Origin of the sequence: Lentzea terrae (assembly GCF_003265345.1) — a bacterium.
GTDB classification, from domain to species: domain Bacteria; phylum Actinomycetota; class Actinomycetes; order Mycobacteriales; family Pseudonocardiaceae; genus Lentzea; species Lentzea terrae.
In genome coordinates this window covers 102,843-129,139 of record NZ_QFWW01000007.1, presented here as the reverse complement: position 1 = coordinate 129,139, position 26,297 = coordinate 102,843, and the positions used below count along the sequence as shown (strand labels likewise).

The 26,297-nt window shown below is 68.3% G+C and carries 27 protein-coding genes; 20 read left to right on the top strand and 7 right to left on the bottom strand.

The annotated features are described in order from the left end of the window. Nucleotides 1-7: 7 nt before the first annotated feature. Nucleotides 8-1,342: a DUF349 domain-containing protein gene (locus DI276_RS12535; protein ID WP_112263474.1), complete on the bottom strand. Its 1,335-nt coding sequence runs from the start codon at nucleotides 1,340-1,342 to the stop codon at nucleotides 8-10. A 170-nt stretch (nucleotides 1,343-1,512) separates the two neighbouring features. Here DI276_RS12535 and DI276_RS12530 point away from each other — a divergent pair, with 170 nt between their 5' ends. The 3 genes from DI276_RS12530 to dapF are packed head-to-tail and all read left to right on the top strand — an operon-like array spanning nucleotide 1,513 to nucleotide 3,880. After that, nucleotides 1,513-2,193 (top strand): class III extradiol dioxygenase subunit B-like domain-containing protein, encoded by a 681-nt coding sequence (locus DI276_RS12530; protein ID WP_112263473.1) that lies wholly within the window; start codon nucleotides 1,513-1,515, stop codon nucleotides 2,191-2,193. After that, nucleotides 2,190-3,098: a tRNA (adenosine(37)-N6)-dimethylallyltransferase MiaA gene (miaA, locus tag DI276_RS12525; RefSeq protein WP_198680600.1), complete on the top strand. Its 909-nt coding sequence runs from the start codon at nucleotides 2,190-2,192 to the stop codon at nucleotides 3,096-3,098. Before DI276_RS12530 ends, miaA begins: the two co-directional genes overlap by 4 nt. Continuing rightward, nucleotides 3,086-3,880, top strand: coding sequence for a diaminopimelate epimerase (dapF, locus tag DI276_RS12520; RefSeq protein ID WP_112263472.1), 795 nt, complete (start codon nucleotides 3,086-3,088; stop codon nucleotides 3,878-3,880). Before miaA ends, dapF begins: the two co-directional genes overlap by 13 nt. A 15-nt stretch (nucleotides 3,881-3,895) precedes the next feature. Here dapF and DI276_RS12515 read toward each other — a convergent pair whose 3' ends face one another. Next, complete coding sequence (locus DI276_RS12515; protein ID WP_112263471.1) at nucleotides 3,896-5,134, bottom strand: MFS transporter; 1,239 nt, start codon at nucleotides 5,132-5,134, stop codon at nucleotides 3,896-3,898. A gap of 54 nt (nucleotides 5,135-5,188) precedes the next feature. Here DI276_RS12515 and DI276_RS12510 point away from each other — a divergent pair, with 54 nt between their 5' ends. Genes DI276_RS12510 through DI276_RS12500 form a run of 3 tightly spaced genes read left to right on the top strand, consistent with a single transcriptional unit; the run spans nucleotide 5,189 to nucleotide 8,125 of the window. After that, nucleotides 5,189-5,689, top strand: coding sequence for an ArsR/SmtB family transcription factor (locus DI276_RS12510; protein WP_269814254.1), 501 nt, complete (start codon nucleotides 5,189-5,191; stop codon nucleotides 5,687-5,689). 25 nt (nucleotides 5,690-5,714) lie between these two features. Then, complete coding sequence (gene hflX / locus DI276_RS12505) at nucleotides 5,715-7,175, top strand: GTPase HflX (protein ID WP_112263469.1); 1,461 nt, start codon at nucleotides 5,715-5,717, stop codon at nucleotides 7,173-7,175. A gap of 35 nt (nucleotides 7,176-7,210) precedes the next feature. Beyond that, nucleotides 7,211-8,125 (top strand): SdiA-regulated/phytase-like domain-containing protein, encoded by a 915-nt coding sequence (locus DI276_RS12500; RefSeq protein WP_232836617.1) that lies wholly within the window; start codon nucleotides 7,211-7,213, stop codon nucleotides 8,123-8,125. 282 nt (nucleotides 8,126-8,407) lie between these two features. Here DI276_RS12500 and DI276_RS12495 read toward each other — a convergent pair whose 3' ends face one another. Further along, entirely contained in the window at nucleotides 8,408-9,517 is a 1,110-nt protein-coding gene (locus tag DI276_RS12495) for a cytochrome P450 (RefSeq protein WP_232836616.1), read from the bottom strand. Nucleotides 9,518-9,626: 109 nt separating this feature from the next. Here DI276_RS12495 and DI276_RS12490 point away from each other — a divergent pair, with 109 nt between their 5' ends. Next, complete coding sequence (locus DI276_RS12490; protein ID WP_198680598.1) at nucleotides 9,627-10,364, top strand: GbsR/MarR family transcriptional regulator; 738 nt, start codon at nucleotides 9,627-9,629, stop codon at nucleotides 10,362-10,364. Here the strand turns inward: DI276_RS12490 and lexA are convergent. Next, nucleotides 10,339-11,016, bottom strand: a complete 678-nt coding sequence (lexA, locus tag DI276_RS12485; RefSeq protein ID WP_408610539.1) for a transcriptional repressor LexA — start codon at nucleotides 11,014-11,016, stop codon at nucleotides 10,339-10,341. The genes DI276_RS12490 and lexA overlap by 26 nt on opposite strands. A gap of 234 nt (nucleotides 11,017-11,250) precedes the next feature. Between lexA and DI276_RS12480 the strand changes: the two genes are divergently transcribed. The 5 genes from DI276_RS12480 (at nucleotide 11,251) to DI276_RS12460 (ending at nucleotide 16,304) form a co-directional block, all read left to right on the top strand. Continuing rightward, nucleotides 11,251-11,523, top strand: coding sequence for a hypothetical protein (locus tag DI276_RS12480; RefSeq protein ID WP_157984670.1), 273 nt, complete (start codon nucleotides 11,251-11,253; stop codon nucleotides 11,521-11,523). A gap of 260 nt (nucleotides 11,524-11,783) precedes the next feature. Next, nucleotides 11,784-12,254 carry a transcriptional regulator NrdR gene (nrdR, locus tag DI276_RS12475; protein WP_030464916.1) on the top strand — a complete coding sequence of 157 codons (471 nt, stop codon included), beginning with the start codon at nucleotides 11,784-11,786 and terminating at the stop codon, nucleotides 12,252-12,254. A 64-nt stretch (nucleotides 12,255-12,318) separates the two neighbouring features. Further along, the gene (locus DI276_RS12470; RefSeq protein ID WP_112263465.1) at nucleotides 12,319-15,138 is read left to right on the top strand and encodes a vitamin B12-dependent ribonucleotide reductase; all 2,820 of its coding nucleotides are present in this window, start codon (nucleotides 12,319-12,321) and stop codon (nucleotides 15,136-15,138) included. 69 nt (nucleotides 15,139-15,207) lie between these two features. Beyond that, the gene (locus DI276_RS12465; RefSeq protein WP_112263464.1) at nucleotides 15,208-15,735 is read left to right on the top strand and encodes a hypothetical protein; all 528 of its coding nucleotides are present in this window, start codon (nucleotides 15,208-15,210) and stop codon (nucleotides 15,733-15,735) included. Between the two features lie 17 nt (nucleotides 15,736-15,752). Further along, nucleotides 15,753-16,304, top strand: coding sequence for a hypothetical protein (locus DI276_RS12460; protein WP_112263463.1), 552 nt, complete (start codon nucleotides 15,753-15,755; stop codon nucleotides 16,302-16,304). On the opposite strand, the gene DI276_RS12455 is transcribed toward DI276_RS12460, so the two are convergent. Then, nucleotides 16,279-17,067 (bottom strand): LysR family transcriptional regulator, encoded by a 789-nt coding sequence (locus DI276_RS12455; protein ID WP_112263462.1) that lies wholly within the window; start codon nucleotides 17,065-17,067, stop codon nucleotides 16,279-16,281. The two genes, DI276_RS12460 and DI276_RS12455, sit on opposite strands and share 26 nt — an antisense overlap. Nucleotides 17,068-17,137: 70 nt before the next feature. On the opposite strand from DI276_RS12455, the gene DI276_RS12450 reads away from it, so the two are divergent. Together DI276_RS12450 and DI276_RS12445 are read left to right on the top strand one after the other, a co-directional pair. After that, nucleotides 17,138-17,815 (top strand): SDR family oxidoreductase, encoded by a 678-nt coding sequence (locus DI276_RS12450; protein WP_112263461.1) that lies wholly within the window; start codon nucleotides 17,138-17,140, stop codon nucleotides 17,813-17,815. Between the two features lie 33 nt (nucleotides 17,816-17,848). Continuing rightward, complete coding sequence (locus DI276_RS12445; protein WP_112263460.1) at nucleotides 17,849-18,730, top strand: ADP-ribosylglycohydrolase family protein; 882 nt, start codon at nucleotides 17,849-17,851, stop codon at nucleotides 18,728-18,730. Here DI276_RS12445 and DI276_RS12440 read toward each other — a convergent pair. Next, nucleotides 18,727-19,185 carry a CGNR zinc finger domain-containing protein gene (locus DI276_RS12440; RefSeq protein ID WP_157984669.1) on the bottom strand — a complete coding sequence of 153 codons (459 nt, stop codon included), beginning with the start codon at nucleotides 19,183-19,185 and terminating at the stop codon, nucleotides 18,727-18,729. The genes DI276_RS12445 and DI276_RS12440 overlap by 4 nt on opposite strands. 45 nt (nucleotides 19,186-19,230) lie before the next feature. On the opposite strand from DI276_RS12440, the gene DI276_RS12435 reads away from it, so the two are divergent. The 3 genes from DI276_RS12435 to DI276_RS12425 are packed head-to-tail and all read left to right on the top strand — an operon-like array spanning nucleotide 19,231 to nucleotide 23,272. Further along, a complete protein-coding gene (locus DI276_RS12435; RefSeq protein ID WP_112263458.1) occupies nucleotides 19,231-20,067 on the top strand; it encodes an alpha/beta fold hydrolase in 837 nt (278 codons plus the stop codon). 51 nt (nucleotides 20,068-20,118) lie between these two features. Continuing rightward, a complete protein-coding gene (locus DI276_RS12430; RefSeq protein WP_112263457.1) occupies nucleotides 20,119-22,605 on the top strand; it encodes a PEP/pyruvate-binding domain-containing protein in 2,487 nt (828 codons plus the stop codon). Between the two features lie 10 nt (nucleotides 22,606-22,615). Then, nucleotides 22,616-23,272 (top strand): EcsC family protein, encoded by a 657-nt coding sequence (locus DI276_RS12425; RefSeq protein ID WP_112263456.1) that lies wholly within the window; start codon nucleotides 22,616-22,618, stop codon nucleotides 23,270-23,272. Here the strand turns inward: DI276_RS12425 and DI276_RS12420 are convergent. Next, nucleotides 23,269-24,027 carry a bestrophin-like domain gene (locus DI276_RS12420; RefSeq protein WP_112263455.1) on the bottom strand — a complete coding sequence of 253 codons (759 nt, stop codon included), beginning with the start codon at nucleotides 24,025-24,027 and terminating at the stop codon, nucleotides 23,269-23,271. The two genes, DI276_RS12425 and DI276_RS12420, sit on opposite strands and share 4 nt — an antisense overlap. 314 nt (nucleotides 24,028-24,341) lie before the next feature. On the opposite strand from DI276_RS12420, the gene DI276_RS50850 reads away from it, so the two are divergent. The 3 genes from DI276_RS50850 to DI276_RS12410 all read left to right on the top strand — a co-directional run bounded on the left by DI276_RS50850 (nucleotide 24,342) and on the right by DI276_RS12410 (nucleotide 26,218). Then, nucleotides 24,342-25,295 (top strand): DUF6923 family protein, encoded by a 954-nt coding sequence (locus DI276_RS50850; protein ID WP_198680597.1) that lies wholly within the window; start codon nucleotides 24,342-24,344, stop codon nucleotides 25,293-25,295. Nucleotides 25,296-25,484: 189 nt separating this feature from the next. Continuing rightward, the gene (locus tag DI276_RS49880) at nucleotides 25,485-25,646 is read left to right on the top strand and encodes a hypothetical protein (protein WP_157984668.1); all 162 of its coding nucleotides are present in this window, start codon (nucleotides 25,485-25,487) and stop codon (nucleotides 25,644-25,646) included. Nucleotides 25,647-25,789: 143 nt separating this feature from the next. Next, nucleotides 25,790-26,218, top strand: a complete 429-nt coding sequence (locus DI276_RS12410) for a CBS domain-containing protein (protein ID WP_112263454.1) — start codon at nucleotides 25,790-25,792, stop codon at nucleotides 26,216-26,218. Nucleotides 26,219-26,297: the final 79 nt, after the last annotated feature.

Here is a 26,297-nt window from a genome sequence, read left to right as displayed (position 1 = left end):
GTTCGAACTAGCGGGTCGCCAGCGCCTGCTCAGCGGCGGCGAGCCACTCGCGCCACTGCGCGGCCTGAGCCTCGGCCTGCTCCGTGCGGCGCTTGTCGCCCGCGGCACGAGCCTTCGCGGCCTGCGCCTCGAACTGCTCCACGCGCTCGCGGAACTGCGCCACACGGGCCTCGGCCTCGGGGTCGGAGCGACGCCACTGCGCGTCAACCGCACCCCGGACCTTCTCCTCGATCGTGCGCAGCTTGCCCTCGAGCTCGCGGATGCGCTCGCGCGGCACCTTGCCGATCGCGTCCCAGCGCTCCTGGATCTTGTAGAGGTGGTTGCGCGCCGCCTCGAGGTCGGCCGACGGGTCGATCGTCTCGGCCTCGGCGAGCAGCTCCTCCTTCAGCTTCGCGTTCGCCGCGAACTCGGCGTCACGCTCGCTGAAGGCCTCGGAACGCTTCTGGAAGAACGCGTCCTGCGCGGCGCGGAACCGCTGCCACAACGCGTCGTCGGCCTCCTTGGGCGCACGCCCGGCGGCCTTCCACTCGACCATCAGCTCCTTGTAGCGACCGGCCGTGGGGCCCCAGTCGTCGGAGTCGACGAGCTTCTCGGCCTCTTCGACGAGCGCCTGCTTCGAGGCCTTCGCCACCGAGCGCTGGCGGTCGAGGTCGGCGAAGTGCGAGCCGCGACGGCGGTTGAACGCGTCGCGCGCCTTCGAGAACCGGCGCCACAGCTGCTCGTCGGTCTTGCGGTCGACGCCGCGGATGGTCTTCCACTCGTCGAGGATCTGGCGCAGCCGGTCGCCCGCGACCTTCCACTGGGTCGACTCGTTCGCGATCGACTCGGCCTCGTCGACCAGCGCCTGCTTGCGCGCCACGGACTGGGCTCGGGCGGCCTCCTTGGCCTCCTTCGCCTTCTCCATGCCCGCCTCGGCCATCGTCAGCACGTGCTCGACGCGGGCGGCCAGCGCCTTCAGGTCGCCGACCACGGCGGCCTCGGCGAGCTGCTCCTTGACGTGCTTCGCGCTGGTCAGGGCGTGCTTCGGGTCGCCGGCGCCGGACGCGAGCCGCGTCACCAGCAGCTCGACCTCGGTGCGCAGGTCGTCGAAGCGCCGCGCGAAGTGCGCGAGGCCCTCGACCGGCTCACCGGCCTGCCACGACCCGACGGCGCGCTCGCCGTCCTCGGTCTTCACGTACACGGTGCCGTCGGCGTCCACGCGCCCCCAGCGGTCAGGGTGGTCCGACGCCACGGGGACGGCCGGAGGCGTCGCCTGCGCGGTCTCCTTCGGCGTTTCCTCGACTCCACCCTCGACCGCGGCTGGCTCCACCACGGCCTCCGGTGTGCTGTCCTGCTCCGACATCGCCGGTTCCTCCCATCTGACGCCCGTGCCTGCCACGGGCGCCCCGCCACTGGCGGGGCCGATGCAATACGGGCGCTGGAGGGTCTCCCGTCCCCAGTTCCCCGCGCGCATTCAAACAGGTCAGAGCTCGACTCGGTACTGGGAGTCCACGATAGGTAGCCTGGTTCGTCGTGATCACCCGTGCCGCAGTGGTGCCGCACCCGCCTCTTCTGGTGCCAGAACTGGTCGCGGGAGCCGCCGCCGAAACCGAGTCCGTGCGCGCCGCAACCCTTGCGGCAGCAGGGAAACTGCCCGGTCCATGGGTTGCCGTCGCGGTCGACGACAGCGGTCCGGCCACGGTCGTGCCGCCGCTGTCCGGAACTTTTCTCGGATATGGGGTCGACGTACCCGTATCACTCGGCGGTGACCTGGTGCCGGACCCCCGGATTCCGTTGCCAGTGCTAATCACCGCGTGGCTGCGGGAACAGTGCGCAGTCGAAGTGTCACGCGTTGAGCTCATACCCCGTGATCTGCCACCGTCCGAATGTGTCTCGTTTGGACAACGACTTGCTCGGGAGAACGCCGGGCTCTTGATCCTCGGCGACGGATCCACCCGGCACGGGCTGCGCTCGCCGGGGTCGAACGACGAGCGTTCGGGACCGTTCGACGAGCACGTGCACAAGCTGCTGGCCGCCGCCGACGTCGACGGTCTGCTCGCACTCGACCTCGAACTCGCTCGCGAGCTGGGCGCGCAGGGCCGTGCGGCGTGGCAGGTCCTCGCCGGCGTGCCCGGACCGTGGCACTGCTCGAGCGCCGAGTTCTTCGCACCGTTCGGCGTGGGCTACCACGTCGCTGTCTGGGAGCGCCCGTGATCACCCCCATCGCTGTCGTAGGCCCCACCGCGACCGGCAAGTCCGACCTGGCCGTCGCGCTCGCGGAACGGTTCGGGGGAGAGGTCGTCAACGCCGACGCCATGCAGCTCTACCGCGGCATGGACATCGGCACCGCGAAGATGACGCTGGAGGAGCGCCGCGGCGTTCCCCACCACCTGCTCGACGTCCTCGACGTGACCGAGACCGCGTCCGTCGCGGCCTACCAACGGGAGACGCGCGCAGTCGTCGAACGCCTGCTCGCCGCCGGGCGGCCACCGATCCTCGTCGGCGGATCCGGGTTGTACGTGCAGGCGGTGCTCGACGACCTGAAGTTCCCCGGCACCGACGACGCCGTGCGGGAGCGCTACGAGGCGGAGCTCGCTTCGTCGGGTGCTGAGGCTCTGCACCGGCGCCTGCAGGAGCTCGACCCGGCCGCGGCGATCGCGATCCTGCCGTCCAACGGGCGTCGCATCGTGCGTGCGCTGGAGGTCATCGAGCTGACCGGGCAGCCGTTCTCCGCGAACCTGCCCAAGCCAGGGCCGGCGCGCTACGACACCGTCCAGATCGGCGTCGACCGCGAGGTGTCCGAACTGGACTCGCGCGTCGACCTGCGGGTGGACCAGATGTTCGCGGCCGGCCTCGAAGACGAGGTGCGGTCGTTGGTTCGGGTCGGCCTGCGCGACGGCAAGACCGCGTCCAGGGCGTTGGGCTACCAGCAGGTGCTGTCCGCAATGGACGGAGCGTGCACGATCGACTTCGCCGCGGAGGAGACCAAACGCGCCACTCGCCGGTTCGTGCGCAGGCAACGGTCGTGGTTCCGGCGTGACCAGCGCATCACCTGGTTGGACGGTGCGCGCCCGGATCTGGTGGAGGCCGCCGGTAACCTGGTCCCGTGGAGTTCGTGAAGGGGCACGGCACGGAGAACGACTTCGTCGTCCTGCCCGACCTCGATGACCAGCTGGATCTGACGGTGGCGCGCGTGCAGGCGCTGTGCGACCGGCAACGCGGTCTGGGTGCCGACGGCGTGCTGCGAGTGGTGCGGTCCGAGGGCAAGTGGTTCATGGACTACCGCAACGCGGACGGCTCCATCGCCGAGATGTGCGGCAACGGCCTGCGCGTCTTCGCCCGCTACCTCGTCGACGCCGGCCACCAGCCGCAGGGTTCGTTCGTCGTCGGCACGCGCGCGGGGGATCGCGCTGTCACGACGCACCCGGACGGCTCCGTCACGAACGACATGGGGCCCGCGCGGGTCACCGGCACGTCCATCGCGGCGGTCGACGGTCAGGGCATCGGCGGCTTCGCGGTCGACGTCGGCAACCCGCACCTGGCGTGCGTCACCGACGCCCCGGTCGAGGGCTTCGACCTCACCGTGCCGCCCGGCTTCGACCCGGTGATCTTCCCGAACGGCGTCAACGTCGAGCTGATCAACGTCATCGGCGACAACGCGCTCCGCATGCGCGTCTACGAGCGCGGCGTCGGCGAGACCCGTTCGTGCGGCACCGGTACCGTCGCGTCCGTCGCCTCGTGGCTTGCGGGGCAGGGCAAGACGACGGGCTCCGCGACGGTCGACGTCCTCGGCGGTCAGGTCTCCGTGACGATCGAGCCGACGACGTCGACGCTCACCGGACCAGCAGTGCTCGTCGCGCGCGGCGAGCTCGACAAGTCCTGGTGGGACGCGCTCCAGTAACTGATATATCGGATATCAGTGGTGCGATTCGGCGGGCGCGGTCGGCAGGTCGCGCATCGTCCGCAGCGGCGAGAGCAGCACCCACACCATCCCGGCCACCGAGCCGATCAGCGCGATCCACAGGGTCGGCACGACGCCGAGCCAGGTGCCGAGTCCGCCGCCCACCAGCGCGCCGATCGGCGTCGACCCCCACACCACCCAGCGGATCGAGGCGTTCATCCGGCCGAGCAGGTGGTCGGGGCAGATCGCCTGCCGGTAGCTCACCTGGCCGATGTTGTAGACCACGATGCCGAACATGCTCACCGCCGAGCCGAGCATCGGCAGCGCGACGCCCCAGCCAGGCGAGGCGAACGGCAGCAGCAGGATGAACGGCCAGGTCAGCAGCGGGATGAGCCAGATCATCCTGGCCTGCCCGACCAGTTGGCCGAGTTTGTACGCGACGGCCGCCCCGAGCACGCCGCCGATGCCGCCCGCGCTGAGGAACACGCCGGCCATGCCCTCGCTCAGCTCGGCGACGTTCAGCAGGAACAGGATCATCACGGCCTGCTGGATGCCGTGGAAGAAGTTCGAGGTGCCGGTGGTGGCGACGATCATGCGCAGCGTGCGGTTGCTGAAGACGAACCGCAGTCCCTCCATCACCTCGCGGCGCAGGTGCGGGTCGGGGTGACGTTCCGGCGCCGGTTCCACGGCCTTGATCCGGAACAGGAAGAACGCGGAGCTCAGGTAGCCCAGGCCGGTGGCGAGCACGCCGTTGGCCGCGCCGAGGAACTGCGCCACGTAGCCACCGATCGCCGGTCCCGACACCTCGGCGACGGACAGACTGGCTTGCAGCTTCGAGTTGCCTTCGACCAGTTGGTCACGTCCCACCAGTGACGGCAAATACGACTGGTAGGCGACGTCGAAGAAGACGGTGCACACACCGACAGCGAGGCTCACGACGATCAGTTGCGGCAGGCCGAGCCCGCCCAGCCACCACGCGAACGGCACGCTGAGCAGCAGCGCGGCGCGGGCGACGTCCATCGCGAGCATCAGCGGTTTGCGGCGCATCCGGTCGACCCAGACGCCCGCGGGCAGCCCGATCAGCAGGAACGCCATCTGGCTCGCCGCGGCCAGCAGGCCCATCTCGAACGGTGTCGCGTTCAGCACACCCGCCGCCAGCAGCGGGATGACCGTGATGCCGATCGAAGAGCCGAACTGGCTGATGGTGTCGCCGATCCACAGCCTGCGGAAGTCGTGATGCCCCCAAAGCGCCATGCCGACGAGTCTGCGCTGAGTGATTGGAAACTGTCAATCACTTAGACTGGAGGCGTGCCACTCTCCCGCAAGCGCCGTCCCGCGACGAGTGAGGAAGCCGCCGCTCTCAGCTCTGACCTGCGGTTGCGCATGATCCGCATGACGTTCGACCGGCCGCTCACCAACAAGGAGCTGGCGCAGCGGCTCGGCAAGGATCCGGCCACGACGCTGCACCACGTCCGCAAGCTCGTCGCCGCGGGATTCCTCGAAGCCATGCCGCCTCGGGCGGGCAACCGGGGTGCGAAGGAGATCCCCTATCGGTCGACTGGCCTGTCGTGGGAGCTCGACAACAGCGAAAATATGGTCGCCGTCGGCGAAGCGATGCTGCACGCTTTTCTCGGCGAGGTTGCCGACATCGGGCTCGAGGACGTGGATCAGAGCCGCCTGGTCGTCACCGTCGACCCGGAGGAACTAAAGCAGCGGCTCGCATCGTTGATGGATGAGCTGGCCGCGCAACCGGTCAGGCCGGAAGTTCCCCGTGTGGCGATCTACCTCGCGGTGTATCCGGGGGACTGACGGTCCATGGGACGATGAAGGGCAAATGACGGAAAACATCCAGAGCACAGAGTTCGACCCCGAGTACGACGCCTCCTGGGACGAGGACGACTTCTCGACGGGTGACTACGAACTCGCCGAACGCGCCGCATTGCGCCGTGTCGCGGGGTTGTCCACGGAGCTCGAGGACATCACCGAGGTCGAGTACCGGCAGCTTCGCCTGGAACGGGTCGTGCTCGTCGGGGTGTGGACAGAGGGCACGGCCGCGGACTCCGAGGCTTCCCTCGCCGAGCTCGCCCGCCTCGCCGAAACCGCCGGCTCCGAGGTTCTCGAAGGCGTCGTGCAGCGGCGCGACAAGCCGGACCCGGCGACGTACATCGGCTCCGGCAAGGTGGCCGAGCTGCGCGACGTGGTGCAGGCGACCGGCGCGGACACGGTGATCTGCGACGGTGAGCTCTCACCCGGCCAGCTGCGTCAGCTGGAGGAACGGCTCAAGGTCAAGGTCATCGACCGGACCGCGCTCATCCTGGACATCTTCGCGCAGCACGCGCGGTCCAAGGAGGGCAAGGCCCAGGTCGAGCTGGCTCAGCTGCAGTACCTGATGCCGCGCCTGCGCGGCTGGGGTGAGACGTTGTCGAGGCAGGCCGGTGGTCGTGCCGGCGGCGGCAACGGCGGTGTGGGTCTGCGCGGTCCTGGTGAAACCAAGATCGAGACCGACCGGCGCCGGATCCGCGACCGCATCGCGAAGCTCCGCCGCGAGCTCGCCGCGATCAAGGTGATCCGCGAGACCAAGCGCAGCCGCCGCGTCGCGAACGAGGTCCCGAGCGTCGCCATCGCGGGCTACACCAACGCGGGCAAGTCCTCGCTGCTCAACGCGCTGACCGACGCCGGTGTCCTGGTGGAGGACGCGCTGTTCGCCACCCTCGACCCGACGACGCGCCGCGCGCTGACGCCGGAGGGCCTGCCGTACACGCTGACGGACACGGTGGGCTTCGTCCGCCACCTGCCGCACCAGCTGGTCGAGGCGTTCCGCTCGACGCTGGAGGAGGTCGGCCAGGCCGACCTGCTCGTGCACGTGGTCGACGGCTCCGACGCCATGCCGGAGTCGCAGGTCAAGGCCGTGCGCGAAGTGCTGGCCGAGATCAACGAGGAGTCCGGCACGCCGATGCCGCGCGAGCTGCTCGTCGTGAACAAGATCGACGCGGTGGGCGACCTGGGCCTGGCCCGGCTGCGGCACCTGTTCCCGGACGCGTCGTTCGTGTCGGCGCACTCGGGCCTCGGCATCGAGGAGCTCAAGGTCCGCATCGCCGAGCTGATGCCACGTCCCGAGGTCGTGGTCGAGGCTCTCGTCCCGTACGCGCGCGGCGAGGTCGTTGCCCGCGTGCACCGCGACGGCGAGGTGCTGTCCGAGAAGCACACGGAGTCGGGCACCCTGCTCAGCGCCCGCGTGCGCCCGGACCTCGCGGGCCTGCTCGAGGAGTTCGCGACGAACGGGTCGCCTGCTTGATCCCGCCTCCACCGGTGGACGTGTGCCCGGTAGCCATGCAGGAGCTCTCCGGGCTCACGTCCGACGGCAAGCAGTTCTTCGCCGTCAGCGACAGCGACAACGGCACGCTGCGCATCCAGGTCATGGGCCGCGACTGCGTCGTGCGACGCACGATCACCGCGCCCGTCGACCCGTTCGACGTCGAAGACCTGGCGATGACGCCGGACGGCACCCTCTGGGCCGCCGACACCGGCGACAACGGCAAGTCCCGCTCCACGATCGCCCTGCACAAGGTCGCACCGTCAGGCGCCGTGGAGCGGTTCCGCGTCACCTACCCGGACGGCAAACACGACGCCGAGGCCCTCCTCCTGGACAAGTCCGGCACCCCGTACATCGTCACCAAGGAACCCCTCGGCTCCGCACTGGTATATCGCCCCACAGCCCCGCTCCGAACCGATATATCAGTCCCGCTGGAGCAGGTAGCCCGCGTGTCGCTGTCCTCAACGGACACCCCAGGCGGCCCCCTGGAAGGCACGCTGGACACCCGCCTGGTGACCGGCGCCGCCTCCACCGCAGACGGTTCGGTCATCGCCCTGCGCACCTACACCGAGGCCTACCTCTACCCGGTCCCGGACGGCGACATCGTGAAAGCCTTGTCCGGCGACCCGGTCCGCGTCCCCCTGCCCAACGAACCGCAGGGCGAGGCCATCGCCTTCGACCCGGACGGCACCCTGATCTCCGCCTCCGAAGGCGCCGGCACCCCGATCCGCGCGGTCGCTGGAGCCGCTGCCCTGGCCCAGCCACCCGCGCCGACGACCACGCCGCCACCGCCGGCAGCCGACCAACCGCAGGCGTCGCCGCAGTCGGAGTCGTCGGGCTCCTGGCAGAACTGGCCTCTGGCCCTCACCCTCGGCGGCATCGTCCTCATCGCGGCCCTGGTCATCGGCCTCCGCTTGCGCCGCCGAGCCTGACGGCCGCGCTCAGTCAGTGCTCGGTGGGATCGCGCGAAACGCCTCCTCGACATCACTCGCTGCCACCTTCGACGCGCTGCGCGCTCTCCTTCTCCAGGCCATCTGGTACCCGATCAGGTCTCGCACCCGCGCTCCGGAGAACGGCGACACCGCCGACGATTCCGGAGCCGCCCCTGCTGACCTGCCCTTTAGCAATGAGTCTTTGGACTTCGTCGTCAAAAGACTCATTGCAAGGGCAAGGGCAAGGCATGGCGGGAGCCGCTGATATATCGGTGGGGGTGGTCAGTCCCAGGCGACCGGCATGCGTTCCAGGCCGCCGATCACGAGGCTCGCGCGGTGTGGGAGGTCGTCCTCGGGAACGGCGAGGCGCAGCTTCGGGAACCGCGTGAAGAGGCCGGGAAAGGCGATCTTCAGCTCGATCCGGGCGAGGTGCTGACCGATGCACTGGTGGATGCCGTGACCGAACGCCAGGTGCCCGGCCGTCCCACGGGCCAGGTCGAGAACGTCGGGGTCGGCATAGCGGGCCGGGTCGTGGTTGGCCGAGCGCAGTTCGACGAACACGGAGTCGCCCTTGCGCACGACGACGCCGTCGATCTCGGCGTCCTCCAACGCCGTGCGCACCGTCGCGGGCGTCAAACTGATATATCGGAGCAGCTCCTCGACGGCGGCGTCGGGATTCGCCAGCATCGCCTCCACCCGCGCCGGCTCGCGCATGAGTTCCAGCGTGCCGAGCGACAGCATGTTCGTCGTCGTGTCGAGTCCGCCGCCGAGCAACGCCATGCCCATCGCGGCCATCTCGTCGTCGGTGAGGTCGCTGTCCGAGTTGACGAGATCGCTGAGCACGTCGTCTGTCGGCTGGGCACGCTTCGCCGCGACCATCTCGAGCATGAACTGCTGCAACCGTTCGAACGCGGCGAACATCGCCTCGGCCTCGCCGGCCTCCGCACCGCTCCCGCCGGTCAGCAACATCGCGTCCTGCTGGAACTCCGTGCGCCGCTCGTACGGGACACCGAGCAACTCGCAGATCATCAGGCCCGGAACCGGCACCGCGAAGTGCTCGACCAGGTCCGCGGGCGACCCCTGCGCCGCTAGCACGTCCAAGTGCGAAGCCGTGATCACTTCGAGGCGTTCGGCCAGCAGTCGCATCCGCCGGACGGTGAACTGGCCGGTGAGCTTGCTGCGGTAGCGGGTGTGGTCCGGCGGGTCGTGGTCGGTGAACGCGCCGGGCGGCGACGGCGGCGCGTCGCCGGGGCTGCCGGGGCCGAACGGGTTGTGCATCAGGTCCGGCCGGACGCTGAAGCGGTTGTCGGCGAGCACGGCGCGCACGGTCGCGTGGTCGTGCGCGCGCCAGCCGACGTGCCCGTCCGGGTACGTCATCGGGCTGAGTGGCATTGCCTCCCCCTTGCAATGAGGTCTTTCCCCTCCTTGCAAGCTAAAAACGTTTGCGGACGAAGTCAAAAGACTCATTGCAATGGCTTGGAGTGCAAGGCACCATGGCGTAGTGCCTGGCAAGCGGCTAGATGAAGAGGAACGGCAGCTCATCGCCCAGTGGCTGTGGGACGGGCTGGGGTACTCCGAAATCGGGAGGCGGTTGCAAAGGCCTGCCTCGACGATCCAGCGGGAGGTGGCCCGCAACGGGGGCCACAACAACTACCGGCCGGGTGCCGCGCACCGGGCGGCGAGTGAGCGGGCGATGCGTCGGATGCCCGCGGTGGACGACCTCGACGTCGACGAGGAGGCGTACTCGTTCGGGCGCAGTCCGGGGGAGGTGCAGGAGTTCCACCTGAGGCTGGTCGCGTCGTTCGCGCAGACCGGTATACCGAAGACAGCCGCCCGGATCCTGGCCGAGATCTTCATGGTCGACAAGGGCAGCCTGTCCGCGACCGAGCTCGTGCTGCGGCTGTCGGTCAGCCCCGGCACGGTGTCGCGGTCGACGACCTATCTGCAGGACCTCGGGTTGTTGCGCAGCGAGCGTGACGGCAAGCGCATGCGCTACTTCCTCGACGACGACATCTGGTACCGGGCGTGGCTGAGCAGCGCCGAGCGCAACTCCGTGTGGGCACACACCGCGTTGGAGGGTGCCGAGATCTTCGGTCTCGACACCCCCGTCGGCGCACGTCTGAAGGACATGGGCCAGTTCTTCGCGTTCGTCGTGGTGGACATGGAGTCCACCAGGAAGAAGTGGCTCGACTTCTTCGAGAAGAAGAAGCGGGCTAGGGGAGACGCCGCAACACCGTGACGACCTTGCCGAGGATGGTGGCCTCGTCACCGTTGATCGGCTGGTAGGCGTCGTTGTGCGGGAGCAGCCACACGTGGCCGTCCTTGCGCTTGAACGTCTTGACGGTCGCCTCGCCGTCGATCATGGCGGCGACGATCTCGCCCTGGTCGGCGGTCGGCTGCTTGCGGATCACAACCCAGTCGCCGTCGGTGATGGCGGCGTCGATCATCGAGTCACCGACGACGCGCAGCAGGAACAGCTCGCCCTCGCCGACGATCTCGCGCGGCAGCGGGAACACGTCCTCGATCGACTCCTCCGCCAGGATCGGGCCACCGGCCGCGATCCGGCCGACCATCGGCACGTACGCGGGGGTCGGCTTGGACATCGGGTCGAGACCGGGGTCGATCTCGGGGGGCAGCATGCCCACCGCGCGGGGGCGGTTCGCGTCGCGGCGCAGGAAGCCCTTCCGCTCCAGCGCGCGCAGTTGGTACGCCACCGAAGAGGTCGAGGTCAGGCCAACGGCCTCACCGATCTCGCGCACGCTCGGCGGGTAGCCGAAGCGGTCGACCCAGTCTCGAATGACGTCGAGCACCTTGCGCTGGCGCAAAGTCAGGCCGGCGTTTCCCGCGATCTCGCTCACCTCTGTCGCTACAAGAGCGGGGTCCGGGTCGATCGTCTTGCCTGCCACGGTCGCTGTCCTCCTCGCCGCCCCCAGTTCGAATGGGATTCCGGCCTCCGTCGATCTTCGTGGTCGACGGTAGTCGTGTTTGCTGCACAGATCAAACACCTGTTCGAGGTATTTGGCCGCGTGTTGTGGCGTTCGGCGAGTCGGTCTGGTAGAAATTCGCACGGACGTTCGATCGAACCCATGTTCGATCATGGTGCTTGACCTGCGATGGAGGGCGTCATGGCGGTACTCGTCGAGAAGCGGTTGCGTGTTGCCGAGGACGCGGACGTCGCAGCGGGGCGCCCACTCCGTTCGGGTCCCCGGGTCATGCCGCGGCGCCCGGCGACCAGGCCGCGTCCGGTTGCGGTGCCCTCCTCGCGCGAGTCGAGCTCCTGTGAGGTCCGGCCGAAGCGCGAGTCGATGCTCGAGCTCGTCGCCGTCGGTGTGCTGAGCGCGCTGACGGTCATCGCACTCGGCGTGCTCTACCTCCAGCAGGTGGGGGTCACGCCGTAGGGCTCCCCCTACATCTTGTGTTTCCATGCCCGCGATGACGTGAACTCTCCGTCATGGCGGGCATCTTTGTGTAATCACCGCTGATCGGCGCAACGTTCGCCCGTTCGAGTGGTGTGTCGAGTTGCGTCCGCGTCCGCAGCGATCTAGGTTCTACCCCTACATCTAGTGGTTACACCGTTGTAAGTAGTCCACAGGTTGTGGGTAACCCAACCAGTGTGGCTGCTGCGATGGGTGCTGTGCGGGGGAAGGGGTGAGGTGGCGTGCGGTGTCCGTTCTGCCGCCATTCGGACTCGCGGGTGGTGGACTCCCGTGAGGTCGACGAGGGTCAGGTGATCCGTCGTCGTCGCTCCTGCAACAGCTGCAGCCGCAGGTTCACCACGGTCGAAGAAGCGGTTCTCGCCGTGGTCAAGCGCTCCGGGGTCACGGAGCCGTTCAGCCGCGACAAGGTGGTCGTCGGCGTGCGCAGGGCGTGCCAGGGCCGCCCGGTCGACGAGGACGCGTTCCAGCAGCTCGCCCAGCGAGTGGAAGAGTCGATCCGGTCGACGGGATGTGCGGAAATCGCCAGCCACGAGGTGGGCCTCGCCATTCTCGGCCCCCTGCGCGAGCTCGACGAGGTCGCATATCTGCGCTTCGCGAGCGTTTACAGGTCCTTCTCGTCCGTCGAGGACTTCGAGAAGGAAATTCTTGATCTTCGCACTGCCAGAGCCGAGGAAGCACCGGCCGAGCAGTGATCCGCGCGCACTAAAGCGCGTGCCTACAACATCTTTCTAAGCACCAGCACGAGGGAGATCCACCGTGACCGAGACCGTCGGCGGCTCAGCCAAGAAGACAGCCGCACGGGCGGCTGCCAAGCCTGCCGCGCTGAAGGTCCAGCGCGTCTACACCACCGAGGGCCGCCACCCCTACGACGAGGTCACCTGGGAGCGCCGCGACGTCGTCATGACGAACTGGCGCGACGGCTCGGTGAACTTCGAGCAGCGCGGTGTCGAGTTCCCCGAGTTCTGGTCGGTGAACGCCACCAACATCGTCACCAGCAAGTACTTCCGCGGTGCCGTCGGCAGCGACAAGCGCGAGCAGTCGCTGCGCCAGCTGATCGACCGCGTGGTGAAGACCTACGTCGGCGCTGGCAAGGAGCACGGCTACTTCGCGGGCGAGCAGGACGCGGAGATCTTCGAGCACGAGCTCACCTACATGCTGCTGCACCAGGTGTTCAGCTTCAACTCGCCGGTGTGGTTCAACGTCGGCACGAGCTCGCCGCAGCAGGTCAGCGCGTGCTTCATCCTCGCGGTCGACGACACGATGGAGTCGATCCTGAACTGGTACCGCGAGGAGGGCCTGATCTTCAAGGGCGGCTCCGGTGCCGGCCTGAACCTCTCGCGCATCCGTTCCTCCAAGGAGCTGCTGTCCTCCGGCGGCACCGCGTCCGGCCCGGTGTCGTTCATGCGCGGCGCCGACGCGTCCGCGGGCACCATCAAGTCCGGTGGCGCCACCCGCCGTGCCGCGAAGATGGTCGTGCTCGACGTCGACCACCCGGACGTCGAGGAGTTCATCGAGACCAAGGCGAAGGAAGAGCACAAGATCCGCGCCCTGCGCGACGCCGGGTTCGACATGGACCTCGGCGGCTCAGACATCGTGTCGGTGCAGTACCAGAACGCGAACAACTCGATCCGCGTGTCGGACGAGTTCATGCACGCCTACGAGAACGGCGGCGACTTCGGCCTGCGTGCGCGCCAGACCGGTGAGGTCATCGAGCGCGTCGACGCCAGGGCGCTGTTCGGCAAGCTGGCCAAGGCGGCGTGGGAGTGCGCCGACCCCGGTATCCAGTACGACGACACGATCAACGACTGGCACACCTGCCCCGAGTCGGGCCGCATCACCGCGTCCAACCCGTGCTCGGAGTACATGCACCTCGACAACTCGAGCTGCAACCTCGCGTCGCTGAACCTGATGAAGTTCCTCGGTGACGACGGAAAGTTCGACGCTGTAACTTTCGCGAAGGCCGTTGAGCTGATCATCACCGCGATGGACATCTCGATCTGCTTCGCGGACTTCCCGACCGAGCCGATCGCGGACACCACCCGCAAGTTCCGCCAGCTCGGCATCGGCTACGCCAACCTCGGCGCACTGCTGATGGCGACCGGCCACGCGTACGACTCCGAGGGTGGCCGCGCGCTCGCCGCGACCATCACGTCGTTGATGACCGGTGTGTCCTACCGCCGTTCCGCGGAGCTCGCGGGCTTCGTCGGCGCGTACGACGGTTACAAGCGCAACGCCACGGCGCACCAGCGCGTCATGCGCAAGCACGCCGCCGCCAACGACCTGATCCGCACGTACCACGCGAACGACTCGTCGGTGCACAAGGTCGCGACCGAGGCGTGGCAGCAGGCGCTGGAGATCGGCGCGAAGAACGGCTGGCGCAACGCCCAGGCGTCGGTGCTGGCACCGACCGGCACCATCGGCCTGATGATGGACTGCGACACCACCGGTATCGAGCCGGACCTGGCCCTGGTCAAGTTCAAGAAGCTCGTCGGCGGCGGCTCGATGCAGATCGTCAACCAGACGGTGCCGCGCGCGCTGAAGGCGTTGGGCTACCAGGAAGAGCAGATCGAGGCGATCGTCGAGTTCATCGGCGAGCACGGCCACGTCGTGGACGCGCCCGGCCTGCGTCGTGAGCACTACGAGGTCTTCGACTGCGCGATGGGCGAGCGTTCCATCGCGCCGATGGGCCACGTGCGGATGATGGCGGCCACGCAGCCGTTCCTGTCCGGTGCGATCTCCAAGACGGTCAACATGCCGGAGTCCGCTTCGGTCGAGGACGTCGAGGAGATCTACTACCAGGGCTGGAAGCTCGGCCTGAAGGCGCTCGCGATCTACCGCGACAACTGCAAGGTCGGCCAGCCGCTGTCCGCGGGCAAGGGTGCGAACAAGGGCGCCGAGGCCAAGACCGAGACGGTCGTCGAGTACCGCCCGGTCCGCAAGCGCCTGCCGAAGAAGCGCCCGTCGCAGACCGTGTCGTTCACGGTCGGTGGCGCCGAGGGCTACCTGCACGCCGGTTCGTACCCGGACAACGGCCTGGGCGAGATCTTCGTCAAGCTGGGCAAGCAGGGCTCGACGCTCGCCGGTGTGATGGACGCGTTCTCGATGTCCATCTCGGTGGGTCTGCAGTACGGCATCCCGCTGGAGTTCTACGTCTCGAAGTTCCAGAACCTGCGCTTCGAGCCGGCGGGCATGACGGACGACCCGGACGTGCGGATCGCGACCTCCGTGCTGGACTACCTGTTCCGCCGCTTGGCGCTGGACTACCTGCCCTACGACAAGCGCGCGCAGCTCGGCATCTTCACGGCCGACGAGCGTTCCGCGCAGGTGGCCGGCGAGTACGGCGCGCCCGCTTCGTCCGATGTGGACCTCGAGGGACTGCGCGGCTCGGTGGAGGCGGCTCCGGCTCAGGCCGAGACCGCTGCTCCGAAGCAGGTGGGCAGCTCGACCGAGCTGCTGGAGCTGCACCTGGGCAAGGCCGCTGACGCGCCGCTGTGCATGACGTGTGGCACGAAGATGCGTCCGGCCGGGTCCTGCTACCTGTGCGAGGGCTGCGGCAGCACGTCCGGCTGCAGCTGATTCTGCTGGTGATGTGACCGGATGGGCGGCTCTGCGGGGCCGCCCATCCGGCGTTTTCTGGGGGCTTTGATGGACTTCGTGTTCGCGGGCTACCGGGTGACGTCTGTCGAGACCGGCCTGGTGTCGATGAGCGACTGCATCGTGGACGTCACCGGGGCCGACTCGTTCGGCTGGGAGACGTTCTTCGACGATCGCGCGTCAGCCGAGCAGGCTTCTGCCGCCGCGCCCGGCACGCACGTGTTCGCGGTGGGGTTCTGCCGCGACGACATTCCGGCGCTGCTGGACGACCTCCAGAAGGAGGAACCGATCGCCGCGGCCGGCATGCCGGACCGGTTGCGTGCCGCGGAACCGGTGCCCGAGGGTGACGTGCTCGGTTGTGAGCTCGTCGGGTGGGATCCCGGCTGGGGTGCGTGGCACACGTGGAGGTGCCTCGATCTGGTGGACGACGTCGGTGCGGCGACGGGCGTCGTCCCTGGTGAGCACGGGCTGATCCAGGACGTGCAGCAGACCCGGTCGGCCGCCCGCTGGCTCACCGCGTCGATGCTGGGCGATCCCAAAGTCTTTCTGTGGGTGGCCGCACTGCTGGTTCGGCACTAGCTGATAAAACAACGGGAATGCGCTCGTTCGACGATCTACGCGGTTACCTGCTCGGCCAGCTCAACGCGGCTGTCCGGCGCCCCGGCATGTACGGCGGCGAGCCGGTGATCCTCACCCTGCTCGACGCGCTGGCGTTCGCCGACGACCGCACCGACCGCTGGCAGACGGAGCTCGACGCGTTGGTGAAGCGGGGCGCGGCGAACGCGGCGATGGTGAGCGGCGCCGTGCACGAGGTGCTCGGCCACCGCAGCGAGGACGTCATGGCGTCGGTGTACGCGGACCTCGCGCACCGGCAGGGCTGGTTGTCGCTGGACGCCGACAGCCGGATTCCCGGTGTGCTGAGCGAACAGGACTGCGTGCTCGGCGACGTGATCGAGGAGTACGGCGAGCCGCCGTTGTGGCTGGGCGGCACCAATCCGAAGTACTCGAAGACGCTCGGCTATCCGGACCGGTCGGGGTCGCTCGTGTTCTTCCACTTCATGCCGGAACTGCGGCTGATGGCGACGCGGCGCGGTGACGGCGGGTTCCGCGACAGCTTCGTCTTCACACCTGCCGGGCAATCTCGATGAATTCGGCGATGAGCGGCGTGTGCCGGTGTTCGGCCCACGCCAGCGCCACCTCGTTCGGCGAGATGTCCTCGATCGGCACGTGCACCAGGTCGTCGCGCGAGTAGAACAACGCCGTCGACAGCGGCAGGATCGCCACCCCGCCGTGCATCGCCACGTGTTCGAGCTTCTCCTCGACGGACCGGAATCCCGGCGGAGCGGTGTGCTGCACGCGCCGCTCGCTCGTCAGATCCGCTTCCAGCACGCTTTCCTTGCCCGCCAACCGATGCGTCGCCGGCACCACGGCGACTCGCGGCTCGGTGAAGAGTGGCGTGACCCGCAGCCCGTCGAGCGGCACCGGCAGCCGCACGTACCCGACGTCGACGCGTCCGTCGTGGATCACCTCGACCTGGTCTTCCCACGTCGTGCGCAACACGTCGACCCGCAGTCCTGGGTGCCGTGACGACAGCAGCCGCACCGCGGGGGTGACGATCAGGCCCGGCATGAACCCGACCGTGAACGTGTCCGCCACGCCGACTCGTCGCAGCAACGCCGCGGACTGCGCGAGCAACGGACGCGCGTCGGTCAGCAGTCGCTCGCCCGCCGGGGTCAGTGCCGTGCCCTTCGACGAGCGGTCGAACAGCTGCACCTTCAGCTCGGCCTCCAGCGCGCGGACCTGCCGCGACAGCACGGGCTGCGCGATGTGCAGTGCCTCAGCCGCACGGCCGAAGTTCAGGTGCTCCGCGACCGCCACGAAGTACCGCAGCTTCCGCAGGTCCAGGTCCATACCTCCAGGGTATGGCAGACGACGCAGCAGGTCTTGGACCGCGCGACCGCCCGGCGAGCACGCTGGAACCATGAAATCCACACTGGACGGACAGCGGGTCGCGATTCTCGGCGGCTCTTCTGGAATCGGCCTCGCCACGGCCCAGGCGGCGCGCGACGCGGGCGCTGAGGTCACGATCGTCTCCCGCAAACCTCAGGCACAGCCCGGAATCGCCACCCACTCGGCCGACCTGACCGACCCGGAGGCCGTCGCCGATACGTTCCGCGAGGTCGGCGAGATCGACCACCTCGTGTACACGGCGGGGGAACCGCTCGAGCTGATGGAGATCAGCGCGCTCGACCGGGATCGCGCGAGGACTCTCTTCGGTCTCAGGTACTTCAGCGTGCTCGACGCCGTCAAAGCCGCGAACGTCACCACGTCGATCACCCTCACCACGGGCATCGCGAAGGACCGGCCAGGACCGGGCTGGGCGGTCGCGGCGAGCATCTGCGGAGCGGTCGAGGCGTTGACCAAGGCACTCGCTGTCGAATTGGCGCCGCTGCGGGTCAACGCGGTCAGTCCCGGCGTGGTGCGCAGTCCGCTGTGGGGACCGGACGCCGAGCAGCTCTACTCCGACGTCGGCAAGACGTTGCCGCTGCAGCGGGTCGGCGAGGTCGAGGAGATCGCGCAGGCGTACCTCTACCTGATGACGCAGCCGTGGGCGACCGGCACGATCCTCACGATCGACGGAGGTACCGTGATCGCCTGAATTCCATTGCGGGGCAGGGTAAAATCGCAGGTGATGCGCATAGTTCTGCATGCACGTGCGCGCCTGGACCTCGCATACGACTCGCTGAACGGGCTCTCCGTCGGCGACGCTCTGGGCGCACAGTTCTTCATGGTCGGCCGCTCGCTCTCCGACCTCGTGGCCGGCAAGCCGCCGCGAGGGCCCTGGGAGTGGACCGACGACACCGAAATGGCCTGCAACCTCGTCGCCGAGCTGCGCGATCACGGCGACATCGACCAGAACCGGCTCGCGGCTACGTTCGCCGATCGGTGCGAACCGTATCGCGGGTACGGCGCGGGAGCTTTCACCATCCTGCGCAAGATTCGCCAAGGCACGCCGTGGAAAGAGGCGGCCGGCAGCGCGTTCGACGGTCAGGGCTCGTGCGGCAACGGCGCCGCCATGCGGATCGCCCCGCTCGGCGCCTACTTCGCCGACGACCCGAAAACGCTGACCGCCAAAGCGATCCAGGCCAGCGAGGTCACGCACCAGCACCCGGAGGGCATCGCGGGCGGAGTGGCCGTGGCGCACGCTGCGGCCACCGCGGCCACAGCGCGGCTGACGGGCACCGAACAAGACCTGCTCGGTGGCGTGCTCGACCACCTCGAAGGAAACTCCTTCGTGCGCATGGGGATCGAGAAGGCGCGCAAGATCGCAACCGCTGAGGAAGCCGCGTACGTCCTCGGCAACGGCTCACGCGTGACGGCACAGGACACCGTGCCGTTCACGCTGTGGGTCGCCGCGCATCACCTCGACGACTACCGCAAAGCCATCACGACCTGCGTGCAGGCAGGGGGAGACGTCGACACGACGGCCGCGATAGTCGGCGGCATCGTCGCCACACCACCGCGGGAGTGGGTCGCGGAACGCGAAGAGCTTCCGGACTGGGTGATCCGCTAGTCCTTGTGCCGCTGGTAATACCGCGCCACCCGCACCCGGTTCCCGCACGTCGCGGGATCACACCACCGGCGTCGCGGGTGCGCGGGCACGAACAGCAGCCGGCACCCCGGCGCCTCGCACGTCTTCACCTTCCGCACGGCCGGTGACGCCAGCAACTCCGCCGCCGCACCCGCCAGCACCGCGAGCCCTCTCGCAACTTGGTCACCATCCCGCTCGCGCGAAACGACCACAGCTCCCGACCACGTGAGCACCTCGAACGACGGGGCGCCGCGCAACGCCGCGTTCAACGGCGCCAGGTCCGGCTCCACGCCGTCCCGTGCCGAGAGCACTGCGGCCTCGACCTGTCCGCGCAGCTCTCTGAAGTCCTCTGACCAGGGCAGATCCTGCGATGACAACCACTCCTCCAAGTGGTCGTCCTCGGACGTCAGCGTGTTGACGAAGTCGATCGCAAGCACGATCTAACTGTACATCACCCGAAGTACCCATTAGTCTAATGCGTCATGACGACAAAGACGCATGTGACCAAGCACAGGTATGCCGACGTCGGCGGCATCAAGGTCTTCTACCGGGAGGCAGGCGCCCCGGACGCACCCAAACTCCTGCTGTTGCACGGCTTTCCGTCCGCGTCGCACCAGTACGCGCGGCTCATCGAGGAGCTCAAGGACGACTTCCACATCGTCGCGCCCGACCACCCCGGCTCCGGCCACAGCGACGCCCCCGAGCGGCCCTACACGTTCGACTTCCTCGCCGACACCGTCGAGAAGTTCCTGGAAACCATCGGTTTCACGGGCTTCACCATGTACGTCTTCGACTTCGGGGCCCCGGTCGGCTTCCGCGTCGCGACTCGCCACCCCGAGTGGATCCAGGGCCTGATCGTCCAGAACGGCAACGCCTACGAGGACGGTCTCTCCGACCTCGCCAAGGGCTTCATCGCCAACCGCGACCCGCAGGCCGCCCGCGACCTGCTCGCGCTGGAGTACACGAAGTTCGGCTATCTCGAAGGCGCGCGCGACCCCGAGGCGATCTCGCCCGACACGTGGACCCTCGATCAGCACTACCTCGACCTGCGTCCGCAGCCTCAGGTCGACCTCTTCCTCGACTACCACACCAACGTCGCGAAGTACCCCGAGTGGCAGGCCTACCTGCGCGAGCACCAGCCGCCGACGCTGATCACCTGGGGGCGCGGCGACCCGTTCTTCCTCGAGCCCGGCGCCAAGGCGTACCTGCGCGACCTGCCCGGCGCCCAACTGCACATGTTCGACACCGGCCACTTCGCACTGGAGGAGGACCTGACCGAGATCGCGGCTCTGATCAGGCGCTTTACCCCGACGGTGTGATTTATTCATCGCGTGTTGAGTTTTTGGCCGGACGCTCGTAACCTCGCAGCCATGGACGACTACTGCGTGGATTTCGGGGCCATCGACGGCACGATGCTCGCCACGGTGGGCGGCAAGGCCGCGAACCTCGGCGAGCTCACGAGGGCGGGCCTGCCCGTGCCGCAGGGCTTCTGCGTCACCACGGACGCCTACCGCGCCGTCGCGGAAGCGGACGAGCTGGCGCGCACCACCCCGGAGAACGCCCGCAGGACGTTGCTGGAAACCCCCGTGCCGCAAGAGATCCGGGATGCGATCGGCGCCGAGTACCGCAAGCTCGGTGACAACGTTCCGGTAGCGGTGCGGTCGAGCGCCACGGCCGAGGACCTGCCGTTCGCGAGCTTCGCGGGTCAGCAGGACACGTTCCTCAACGTCGTCGGCGAAGACGAGGTCGTCGACGCGGTACGTCGTTGCTGGGCCTCGCTGTGGACCGACCGCGCGGTCAGCTACCGCGAAACGAACGGCATCGACCACGCGACCACGTACCTGGCCGTTGTGGTGCAACGGATGGTGCAGTCCGCGGTGTCGGGCGTGATGTTCACGGCGAACCCGGTCACCGGCAAGCGCGACCAGATCGTCATCGACGCGAGCCCCGGCCTCGGCGAGGCGGTCGTGTCCGGCGCGGTCAACCCGGACCACTTCGTCGTCGACGGCCGTGAGATCGTCGAGAAGCGCTTGGGGGACAAAAGGTTTCTCATCCGCTCGGTGCCCGGCGGCGGCACCGAGCACGTGGAGGTCGGCGAGAACGACGAACCGTGTCTCACCGAGGGGCAGATCCACGCGCTCGCCGTCCTCGGCCGCAAGGTGCAGCAGCACTACGGTTCCCCGCAGGACACCGAGTGGGCGATCGACGCCGACGGCGAGCTCCACCTCACCCAGGCGCGGCCGATCACGACGCTGTTCCCGTTGCCGGACAACCCCGACGGCCGCGCGCACGTCTACTTCTGCTTCAGCCTCGCGCAGGGTCTCGAACGCCCGATCACGCCGATGGGCCGCGCGGCGTTCGGCGAAGTCGCCAAGTCGGCCCTCGAAATCATCATCGGCGACCCGACGAGCCAGTCCTATGTGGAGAATGGCGAGCGGATCTTCCTCGACATCACCAAGGTGCTGCAGAGCAAGGTCGGCCGCGAGTTCATCACGCGCCTGCTCGGCGTCATGGAGGCGCGCTCGTCCGAGGTGCTGCGCGGCCTGTTCGACGACCCGCGGTTCGCGATCAGGAGCTCGTCGCCGACGCCCGCGATCAAGCGCGTGCTGCGGCTCGCCCGCCGGTTCCGCGTGCCGGTGATCGCGTGGAAGGCGTTGGTGAACCCGGAGAAGGCCGTCCGCAACACGTTGCTGATGGAACGCGAAGTCCTGGAGAAGGCCGCGAACCTCTCGGTCGAACAGGCGCTGCGGCAGTGCGTCGTCCCGGTGATGCCGCGGGTCGCGCCGACCGCGCTGATCGGGTTCGCGCTGCTCGGTCTCGTCGGCAAGGTCGTGCGGACGAAGCCGGGGGAGCTGCAGACCGTTCTGCGCGGCCTCCCGAACAACATCACCACCGAGATGGACATGGCGATGTGGGACCTCGCGCAGGAGATCAGACGTGATCCCGTTGCGCTGCAGCAGTTCCAGGACGGCGAACGCCCCGCCGCACTCGACCGCTTCCTGGCGAGGTGGGGCCACCGGGCCGTCGCGGAGATCGACCTCGGCCTGCCTCGGTGGTCCGACGACCCGACGTACGTCACCGGCGTGGTGCGCAACTTCCTGCGTCTGGAGGACGACAAGGCCGCGCCGGACGCGGTGTTCGCCCGCGGCGCAGCCGAAGCCGAAGCGATGATCGAGACACTTGCGCAGCGGGCCTGGGGCCGCGGCTGGTTCGTGCGCTTCGCGTTGCGCCGCACCAGGTTGCTCGCCGGTCTGCGGGAGTACCCGAAGTACCTGATCATCACGCTGTTCGGCGCGCTGCGGAAGCGGATCGCGGACCGCGGTGCCGAGCTGGTGAACGAGGGCAGGCTCGCCCGGGTCGACGACGTGTACTTCCTCAACTTCGAGGAAATGCGTTGCGCGGAAGGAGATCTGCGCTCGGTCGTGGCGGCCCGGCGCGAGGTCTACGACCGGGAGATGCGACGCAGGCACATCCCGCGCGTGCTGCTGTCGGACGGCACCGACGCCGAAGCCGTGCACCACGGCACCCCGGCGGAAGGCGACCTGGTCGGTACACCGGCGTCGGCGGGCACGATCACCGGCGTCGCGCGCGTCGTGATGGACCCGGTGGGCGCGCACCTCGAACCGGGCGAGATCCTCGTTGCGCCGTCGACGGATCCGGGCTGGACGCCGTTGTTCCTGACGGCGGGCGGGCTCGTGATGGAGATGGGCGGTGCGAACTCGCACGGCGCGGTGGTCGCTCGCGAGTACGGGATCCCCGCTGTGGTGGGCGTTCGGGAGGCCGTGACGCGGATCAGGACCGGTGAGCGGATCACCGTGGACGGCAGCACGGGCGCAGTCACGACGCTGGACGCGTAATCTCGGGTTTGTGGCAGAGTCCAAAGGTGAGCTGAACAAGGTCCAGCAGGGCATCGCCGACTACCTGCTGCGTGCCGGCGTGGACGGGTTCGGCCCGTTCAAGAGCGCACGCGAGGCCGCGTCCGACGCGCTGGTGAAGAAGGGCAGCGAGGCCGACGCGATCAAGCACCTCATCCGCACCCACGTGGCGCTGGCCGGCGCACAGGGCTTCGTCACGAACCTCGGCGGCCTGATCACGTTGCCGATCTCGCTGCCGTCCAACGTCGCGGCGGCCTACGTGATCCAGACGCACCTCATCGCGTCCATCGCGTCGTTGCGCGGCCACGACGTGGACAGCGAAGAGGTGCAGACGGCTATCCTGCTGTGCCTGCTCGGCAATGCCGGGACCGAGCTGTTCAAAAAGGTCGGCATCAAGCAGTTCACCAAGAAGGCCGCGTCGGCACTCATTACAAAATACGGTACAAAGAAACTCGGCACCGTCGTGGTGAAGGGTGTGCCACTGCTGGGCGGCGTGATCGGCGGTGGCGTCGACGCCGCGTCCACCAGAGCGGTCGGCGCATTCGCAAATCGCTACTTCGCCCGCACGGACGTATTGCCGAAGGTGATCGACGGCGAGGTGCTGTCCGTGGAGATCGAAGACGCGGACGGAATGACCGATTCGCGCTAGCTCAGCCGGTCCAGTGCGGCGCTGAACGCATCCGGCTGGATGTGCACACCACCGCTGAACGGGTTCTGCATCTGGTAGATGGCGAACAACAGCAGCACCAGCGTCGAACTCAGCGTGACCGTGATCAGCAGCTGCGAGATCAGGTTCGGCCCGCCGAACAGGTACGGGAACAGCAGCGACAGCCCGGTGCCGATCAGCAGCGCGAGCCACACGACCGGGTTGACCCCGTTGCCCGCCGCGTCGAGCCGCTCCTGCCTGGCCTGGTAGACCTCCCACAGCTGGTTCGCCGCCTCGGTCTTGCGGTCCTCCTGCCAGTCGCCGTCCGGTGCCGCCGTCGCGATCGTGTCCCTGAGCTGGTTCAACGTGGTCCAGCCCCGGTTGTCGACGTCCTCGCCCTCGCGCATGCGCGCCCACTCCTCGTCCACGACGGTCGAGACGTAGCTGCGGATCAGCTGCTCCACTTTGGACTTCGCGGGCTCCGGCAGCGAGTCGGACGACCAGTCGACGGCGACCAGCGCGTTGGCCTCCCGCTGCACCTGTTCCTCGGCGTTGTTGGACGCGTCGAACAGGGAGATGAGGATGAAGGCGACCAGCACGGCGTGCAGGCCGGCGACGATGCTGAACACCGAACCGCCGGCGCCGAGGTTCTTCTCGCCGACTTCCTCCGAGCCGAACCGACGTGCGATGACGACGATGATGGATGAGACGGCGGCCGCACCGAGAACCCAGAGCAGGCCGGTGACGTAAATGCTCAATTCGGCTCCTTTCTGGTGTGGGATTAGACCACGGTCTACTGTGGCCGTACAGCACGGTCTGGTGAACGAGTAATGGTCAGGTGGGAATGCGCGGCAACAGCAGAGATACCCGGTTGTCGTATTGGACTGCTCCATTCCGGTGGCGGCAGGATTTGCTTGCGATGAGCGCCATCTCGTCTCTTTTGGTGCTTTCCGCGCCGTTCACCAGCGCTGTTGCTCATGCTGCACCGCCGAACTGTGACGCGTTTCAAGTTCGTTCATCACATCGAGGCGCACTGTCGACGCTCACGAAACTCGACGTGTCATCCGGTGGGGTGACGGAGATAGCCCGCCTGGACTATGCGGTGAACGCGCTGGGGTACTCAGCGGCGTTGGGCCGTTTGGTTGGACTTACCTCCAAGGGTCACCACTGGTGGAAGAACCCGTCGCACGTCGTCCTGATCGACCAGAAGGGCGTGGTCAGCGACCTCGGACCCGTTGACGCGCACTGGTTCCGCACCGACGACGTGTCCGCCGGCGCGGTCGTCGGCACCACGTTCTACGTGCGCGACAACGCCCGCCTGCACGCGATCGACATCGACCCGGACAGCGCCTCGTACCTCAAGATCGTGCGGACCGTCGTGCTGGACTGGCCCGCTCTCGCACTCGATGACTTCACTTCCATGAGCGGCGAGCTGACCGGGGTGTCGGCGGCGGGCTGGGGGCCGGGCGAGGTCGTGTCGTTCGACCCGGTTTCCGGTCGTGTGCTGAGCAAGACGGAGATCGTGGGCCTGCCGGGCAAGTCCACGTACGGCGCCGTCGTGATCGACTCCGCCGGCACCGTCTACGCCACCAACAACGGCTACAAGGGCCGCAGCCGGGTCTACCGGATCACCGAGACCGCCGTGGAACTGTCCGAGGGCTCGCAGCTGGGCATGATCGACGCGGCGGGCTGCCTGCCGAACCCGATGCCGCCGCGCGTCGACCCGCCCGCGCCCCGCCCCGAGGTGCCGCCGCCCCCTCCGCCTCCTGCCGCGAAGCCGCCACCCCCTCCGGCCCCGGCGCCCGCTCCGGTGGTTCCGCCGCCGCCTCCTCCCGCGACGACGCCACCTTCCGTTCCGCCGCAACCGGTTCCGGTGCGGGCTGCGCGGCAGAAACCGGAGCCGCGGAGGGACCTGTCGCTGAAGGTCGAGAAGACGCCGCTGACGAAGTCCCGCAAGTGGGCGTTGGTCACGATCGTCCTGGTGATGCTGGGCGCCGGCGCGGCCGCTGCCAGAGCCCGCGGATAAATCGGTTGGCGTGCTTCGGCGGCGTCGCTACCGTTGCGGCATGTTCTTCATCTGATGGAGCCCCGCAGCGCTCTTGACGCTGCCCACGCGACCTTCGTGTTGTCGCCTTGGTGACCCTTCCGCGGGTCCTTCTCTCACGGCCGCCCTTAGCCGTGTCCTTGCACGCCCTCTTCGTGAGGAGGCTTTCGCATGCCTGCCACCACCCCGCCCGAGCCGTCCAACCGCGCTGCGCGCCGTGCGCAGAAGCGGGGCAAGAACGACCAGACCGCGCACTTCCAGCTGCCACAGCAGCGGGTGCCGTTGGTCCAGCCGCGCCAGTTCGCGACCCGCCGCCGCGGAGGATCCGCGTAGCCGACGCCGAACGAGGCGCGACACCGCAGGGGACGCATTCGAACGAGTGCGTCCCCTGCTCTCTTCGTGGATTCGATCTCCCGTTCTGTCCGGATCCGATCTAGCCTGAGGTGCTACCGGACCGACAGGATCGGAGGCGCCAGGTGAGGATCGCTGACGTTTTGCGGACCAAGGGATCGGCGGTCGCGACGATCGACCAGGACGTACCCGTGTCCGAACTGCTCAGAGCGCTAGCCGAACACAACGTCGGCGCGATCGTCGTCGTCGGCGCCGGTGGCGTCGCGGGGATCGTGTCCGAGCGCGACGTCGTGCGCCGTCTGCACGAACGGGGCGCTGACCTGTTGTCTTCACCCGTGTCGGAGATCATGACCACCGAGGTCTTCACCTGCTCCCCGGCGGACACCGTGGACAGCCTCACGGTCGTCATGACCGAACGGCGCTTCCGCCACGTGCCCGTCATCTCCGACGGGCGGCTGGTCGGGATCGTCAGCATCGGCGACGTCGTGAAGAGCAGAATCGGACAGCTGGAGCAGTCGCAGGACCAGCTGCAGGCCTACATCGCCCAGGGCTGACCGCATGGCCCGACCACGCTTGATCGGGTGAATTCTTCGACACCACGTCCACCGGGGCGCGCAACCACACGTTGCGCGC